Origin of the sequence: Aphanizomenon sp. UHCC 0183 (genome assembly GCF_009712065.1) — a bacterium.
GTDB lineage: Bacteria > Cyanobacteriota > Cyanobacteriia > Cyanobacteriales > Nostocaceae > Dolichospermum > Dolichospermum heterosporum.
Window position 1 is genome coordinate 9,077 of the sequence record NZ_VILC01000100.1, and the last position, 7,150, is coordinate 16,226.

3 protein-coding genes are annotated in these 7,150 nt (G+C 39.7%); 1 reads left to right on the top strand and 2 read right to left on the bottom strand.

What is annotated here, in order from left to right:
• Window positions 1-78 precede the first annotated feature (78 nt).
• Complete coding sequence (fmt, locus tag FJR37_RS22420) at window positions 79-1,080, bottom strand: methionyl-tRNA formyltransferase (RefSeq protein ID WP_168467162.1); 1,002 nt, start codon at window positions 1,078-1,080, stop codon at window positions 79-81.
• Window positions 1,081-2,325: 1,245 nt separating this feature from the next.
• Here fmt and FJR37_RS22425 point away from each other — a divergent pair.
• A complete protein-coding gene (locus FJR37_RS22425; RefSeq protein ID WP_168467163.1) occupies window positions 2,326-3,576 on the top strand; it encodes a hypothetical protein in 1,251 nt (416 codons plus the stop codon).
• A gap of 737 nt (window positions 3,577-4,313) precedes the next feature.
• Here the strand turns inward: FJR37_RS22425 and FJR37_RS22430 are convergent.
• Entirely contained in the window at window positions 4,314-6,923 is a 2,610-nt protein-coding gene (locus tag FJR37_RS22430) for a chloride channel protein (RefSeq protein ID WP_168467164.1), read from the bottom strand.
• Window positions 6,924-7,150: the final 227 nt, after the last annotated feature.

The window sequence follows — 7,150 nt, forward strand, 5'->3', positions numbered from 1 at the left end:
ATGGAGAGACGATGTTACCCAATCACCAATCACCAATCACCAATCACCAATCACCAATTACCAATTACCCATTACCAATTACCCATTACCAATTACCTCACCAACAGTTAATCGAGTCCCATTGACAAAATCCCATCCTGATTGGGGACGTTTACCTGTTAATTGCACTTCTCGCAGCAGTAATAAACCTGCCCCTGTTTGGACAATTGCCCCTAGTCCTTTAGTAATATTTACTACTTCTCCAGGTTGACCTGATATAGTTGATAAGTTAGGTATTTTGTTTATTTTTTCTCGTAACTGCTCTGGTAATTCTTGAATGTACGCTGACTCTATGGGAACGGTAGCAGTGATTTTCAATGGTTGATTGCGGAAGCTGGTGATACAGTTAGGATAAAAGCCGCGAATTTGATTGTGTAATTGGATGGCACTTTTTGCCCAATCTAAGTCATAGTCTGGTTTTTGAATCAAAGATGCGTAAGTGGTTGTGGCATGATCTTGAGGAGTTGGTGTAATTTCCTGACGTTCTAGTTTATATAGGGTTTCTATGAGTAAATCTGCACCAGCGATCGCTAACTTTTCCGCTAAAATCTGAGCATTATCTAGTAAATTAATTGGTGTAGTTGCTTTGAGGAGCATATCACCTGTATCCATGCCCTTATCCATAAGCATAGTTGTAATCCCGGTTTCTTTTTCACCATTGTAGATACTCCACTGAATTGGCGCAGCCCCGCGATACTGAGGGAGAATTGATCCATGTACGTTGACACAACCTAGCTTTGGCATATCTAATATTTTCTTAGACAAAATTTGTCCATAAGCAATGACTACAAACACATCTGCTTCCATCTGCTTGAGTCGTGTTAAGGTTTCAACATCTTTTTTGAGTCTTTCCGGTTGCCATACTGGAATATGATGATCTGTAGCTAAGGTTTTCACGGGGGAAGGTGTCAGTTTATTCCCACGTTCTCGGCGTTTATCTGGTTGGGTAATTACAGCAAGTACCTGAAAATCAATGTTTTCCAAGAGTTTTTTAAAAGTGGGAATCGCAAAGTCTGGAGTGCCAAAAAATACTATTTTCATTAGTTATTAATCATTAATTACGAGTCATGAGTCATTAATCAATGGTAAGTGTGTTCCTCATCACTGACAACTGCGACATCTGAATATTAGTAAAATTATGTTGAGCATTTTTGATTATGGGAAATGAATTTTCATGGTTTGATGGTATAGTGTTTATTATTAGTTGAGTGAAAACAGCTTCGATAAACTATCAATAGTCCAGGTAGTTAGTTCGGCGACGCTTTCGGTTCGGAAGCCTATCATTATTTGCATCTACTGTTGACGGATTTTGTGCGTCTGACTGTGTTTTAGAGTTGTTCATTTCTCCACTAAATCAAAATTATTCGATAATTGCCCAAGTTCAAAGTAGACTGTGTTTGCTTAATCGCAGCGGTTACGAGTGTAAATTACAGTTTGTTGTTCGGGTGTATAAATTTAATGTTTTTGTTTACTATTGATCGTGGATCAGTTAATCTGAATTTGCCAATATATAGGCTCTGATTGGGTAAGTCCTGCGCTATTATATCCAGCCAGAAACAAAGCATATTATTGGGAAATTACTTGATTTAAAAGGATGTTTGAAAATTTTTTGACGAATTATATTCGCCTCAGTTAGTATGAATTTAGACTTTTAAGTAATTGGACAAAAATATTTACAGTCATTGCGAGCGAAGGGAAGCAATCACAATCCTTGGAATTGCTTCATTTCACTTCGTTCCATATGGCTAACGCCACGCAACGCTTACGCAATGACATTGTGTAATTAATTTTGTCTCACTACTTAAAACAACCTCTAAGACAAGTTTTAATATCATCTCTAGATTTTGGCTACGTAAGTGTTCAGCCAAAACCGGATTTTAGGGGTTTTGAATGGGGGAGACTGACATCAGTAAATTAACATTCAGAATGCTGATCAATTCGATTCTTAATCAAGTGCTGACGGCTGAATGCTTGAATTTACACTCCTGATAAACATACCTGTATTCTACTGGTATTAAATATGGATGTTGCTTAAACTGACAATAATGATGGTATTTGTTAACAGATGTAATTTACTGTTAACTTCGATCCCGTCATGATTGTATATTATGTAAAGATTATGAGGGGGTAAATGGTGACAATAAAACTTTTGTAAAGCAATGCAACATTTGAATAAATTATCTCGTAAAAGCTTTTGGTTTGTTGATATACATATAGTCATAGCTTTTTTCCATTTCCGTATAAATACTGCCCGCACTTAGCAACTGCCCCCTAGAGAGTCTCATCATGCTTAAACCCCTTTTGGTGTCAGGATGGTTCCGTGTTCAACCATTTCTCAAGTACATTGCCATAGTTATTATAATTTCACCTTTCGTGGGAATATCTATTAATGCTACCTTAGCGAAACAATTAGAAGCAGCAATTGTGAGTTCGGGAATTAGCAAATCTCATCCAAAATTGACAGAAAATTCTGCTACTAAGCAATTAAATTTACAATTTGCTCAAGTTAACTCTCAAACAGGAAAAATATCCGTTGGTGAAGGGATACATTCATTACCGAAAGATGGGGTGACTTCAGGGGTAGAAAGAGAAAGTTATCAAGTGGGGAATAATGTTGTTAGTGAAACTGTAACATCAGTTAATGTGGCACAATTTGCAAGCCCAACATCGGTTAATCAAGTTAATTTAATTCAAAAATCACAAGACGCAAAAGCAGAAGCTGATTTAAATTCTCCAGTCAGTGAGAAAACTAAATCTCAGGAATTGGCAAGAACAACAGTTACACCTAAAACCGGAGAAATCCCTGTTAGTGAACAGCAAAATGAGTCAGAGACGGCACAAACTGATCCTATAGGTAGTCCCCACCCCATCCCTTGGCAATGGATTTTGGCTACTCAAGAAGCGGTCGGGGGGAAAGGTGGTTCTGGTGTCCGCTACTATCGGAGTATTCCTGTAGTTTCTCCTGATGGCAAGTATGCGATTTATAGTCGGGTGCAAATGCAAGTAAAACCGGAAATGCACAATAGCCGAGTTAATAGTGTGTTGTTTGTGGAAGATAGACAAACCAAGCGGTTACGGGTGATGACATCAACTAGCTTGGTAATTGATCCGCTGTTAAAGAGACAGGCTAGTTTGTCAGTAGAACCGGATCGTGATGGAAATATGGGTGTATTAGTGCCTGTGAGTTGGTCGGAAAAAGGCGATCGCTTTTTAGCCCGTAAATTTGTGGCTATTTTTAATACCGCAGATGCCACAGATCAGGCTGTAATTTGGAATCGTCAACAAAATCATCTCAATGTAGTTAGTCCTGTGCAATCACAAGATGATCACGAAAAAATAGCTATTTTGTTAGGTTGGAGTAAAAAGCACCCTAATAATGTGTTATTCCGTGCTGGTGAATTAGGGGAGGAAAATTGGCCTTTGTTGCAAGTGACTAATGATGGTAGAACTGTAGATATTTCAGCAGAAGGGGATCAGGCGGTAACTTTTGGTGAAAGAGGTAGCATTTGGGCTGATCCACAGCTTGCTTCTCGATAATGGTGTCTAAACTGTCAGTAACCCAGCCCTAAAGGGACTGGGCTTGCAAGAGTAATCAAGCAAGCCGTACTGACCAGACCACCCTGAGCGGCTTGCCCTGAGCGAAGTCGAAGGGAGTCGAAGGGTAGCCGTTATTTGAGTCACGACACCTCGGAATGCGTTCGCGCCAGCGTGCCGTCAGGCATAGCTAGTTCCCTGCTCTGTCATTTGCAATTAAACAGTTTTAAGGTCACTGAAACAGTGTTGCAAGTCTAAAAAGCTCTTATAACTGGTCGAAGCTAACATTACCCCAGAAATGGGAGGCTCTTTTGAGCAAAACATTATGCGTACAGAGTTGGGAAACTCGAATCGGTAATTGTCCCGTTGAAAGTACATTACAAAAGTACCCCGAATTTCCCAACTCCAAGGCGGTAATGAAAAAATATTCAAGGCGGTTAAAATCGTGGTCAGTGTGCCGTTTCCCTCTCAGGGCTAAAGCCACTGAGTTTCCTACTTACCGGGTATTCTTATGATTTTTATGGTTTTTATGATTTTTATGATGTAATTTGATGCATATTTTTTGTCAGAACAAAGATGGTCAATAACTCATTAAAATCACATAAGTAGGTTGGCGTTGAAAATTGTCTTTATGGCAAGGCAAAAGGCAAGAGGCAAGAGGCAAGAGTGAAGAGGGTTTGGGCGATTTTACGTTTCTTTACACAGTTTGGTTTTATTGTGTTCACCTACTTAAATCATAGTTAAGAAATTGCGCTGCTGACTAAAATTACCGTAATATCAACACCAGAGGCGATCGCTTCGGGAATGTTTCCTTGAATGGCTTGTTGTAATAGTCCCTCACGGGAAGCACCCAAGACTACAACATCGAAACCTTCAGTTTTCACCAACTCAATTACTCCAGTGGTGACAGATTCAGCTTGTAAAGATGCAGCAACAACATTGCCTTGTAAATTACGGTGACGCATTAATTGCCGGGTAGATGCTTCTAAAACTGTCATATCAGGTGCTGTTTCCCCAGGTTTAACTACTTGGGTTAAGCGAATTTCTATCTCATTTTCCAAAGTGACTAAAGCCGGTAATAATTTGATGGCTATGGGTGCATTTGGTCCCCCAGCCATTGGGACTAACCATCGTTTAAATTGTTGATATGAATGGCAATTATTGCCTAATTTTACTAAAACAACATCACAATTTGCTTGACGAATTACCGTATCTACAACATTCCCAAAAATCCTGCCGGGGGTAGATGTATTTCCCTTCCAACCCATGAAAATTAGATCTATGTATCGTTCCTTAGTGGTTTCTAAAATTGCTTGGGCAACATCATGGGCGACCCGAATTTGGGTATGAATGGGAATGTGCAGTTTTTTGGCTAAACTTTCGGCTTGTCGGAGTAAGCGGCGGCTTTTTGCGGTGTTGACTGGGGTTTCCGCTGGGGAAATGTGACGGGATACTAAGATAATTTGTAAACATTCTATTTCATAATGGCGATCGCGGGCAATAGCGGCAGCCATTTCTAGTAATGCGGGGGCGGTTTCCGGGTTAGCAATGGTAACTAATAATCTCCCTCTCCCAATACTAGGCGATCGAGTTTGGTAAACTAAATAAGAAGGTTCTGCTTGGGGACCTGTCACCCCATTTTCGCCATTCAAATGATCTGCTTCGGCGCGAATAATATCAGCGCGAGTAATAATCCCAATTAATTTTTTACCATCTATCACAGGTAAACGACTAATTTGATATCTATCTAATAAATAGAGAACATGACTTAATCTATCTGCTGGTGTCACTGTCACCGGCTTAGGTGTCATAATTTCTTTTAAAAGAGTTTCATGGGGCAAAAGATGATTACGAATCTTCTGTAAATCAGTTTGGGAAACTAAGCCGACTAATTTATTATTTTCTACTACAGGAAAACCGCGATGATGGGAACGAGAAAAAGCCTTAATCACTTCATCTCCCGTCATTTCTGCTTCTAAAGTTTCCACCAAGCACTGCATCACATCCTTAGCAGTTAACTGAGTTAATATCCCTTGCGTTGGACTATTTTTTTGAATAACAACTCCATTTAATTTTAAAAGTTTGTCATAGAGTGAACCAGGAACAACCTTCTCCGCTACCAGATAAGATGTCACAGATACCACCATCAAAGGTAAGACTAAATTGAAATCTGTCGTCATTTCAAAAACAATCACAATGGCAGTAATGGGAACTTTGGAAACCGCGCTAAAAAATCCCCCCATTCCGGCTAATGCGTAGGTAGTCGGTGAACCAAATCCAAATACTTGCAATTCACATACGCCAATAATATGTCCTAAACAAGAACCTAAAATTAAACTTGGTGCAAATAATCCTCCTGGTGCACCCGAACCAAAGGCAATTAAGGTTAAAATAAATTGGGCAATAAAGACAATTCCCGCTAAAGGAATATTCGGTTCACTGGCAATCATAAACTCCCGCAAACCTGTATTATCTCGAAAAGTTTCTGGCAACAAAGACATAATCAAACCAGAAGCCAAACCAGCTAAAGCCACTCGTAAAGGTAAACTAATATGTAAACGGCGATAAGCTTGAATACTGAAAATTAATCCCCGATTAAATAAAGCTGCTAATAAACCCGCCAAAACTCCCAAAATTAATAAAGCCGGAATTTCTAATAGGGAAAAACTGCTAGAGTGATTAATTAGTTTTAAGTCTAGTTGAAAACTCCCACCACCTAACCAGCGGGAAATCACGCCACCAATAAAAGAAGCGATAATTGCCGTTCCTAAAGTTAAACCTGATAAATCTTGTAATAATTCTTCAATAATAAATAAGACCCCGGCTAGAGGCGCATTAAAAGCCGCTGCTAAACCAGCCCCCGCCCCCGCGGCAATCATTTGGCGGCGATGATCTGGAGAAGTGGGAACTAAGCGACTCATACCCGCCGCTAACCCCGCACCAACTTGAACTGTCGGTCCCTGTCTACCCAAGGTTAATCCTGAACCCAAGGCGATAATTGCTGAGATTAACTTGACAAAAGCTACTCTCCATGATAGCTTAATTGGCACATTTGCCAGAGCGGCTTTGACTTGGGGAATCCCACTACCAGAGGCTTCTGGTGCTAATCTTTGGACTAACCAACCGGAAAGAAACCCCAAACTTAAACCAATAATTGGCAGAGTTATCCACGCAGGAAAAATATGGGTTGTATGCACTCGCCATGTTCCCAACCACCCTGAACCTTGTTTGAGTAAGACCGCAGATAGGGCGGCTACTATCCCAATTATAGAAGCTTCTGCGATCGCTAAACCCTTTCTAGGTTGCCAAAAGTTCCGAAAATACTGGGTTAGCAATGCCAAGGAAATCATAGATTTTAAGTTTAAATTTTTAATCTTTAAATTTTAATTTAAAACTAACTCTTTCTTGAGTTTTTTAGATGGGTATCTTATTTAGTAATATTAAATATTTTTACTGAGGAGATTGGATGAGAAAAGACGGTAAAATTATTGAAAATACTCTTGACAAGTTTTCGAGTTTCAGTTATCGTTTAAATATAGTGGAAATCTGTGCGCCCATATATATTAGACTGTCTAAA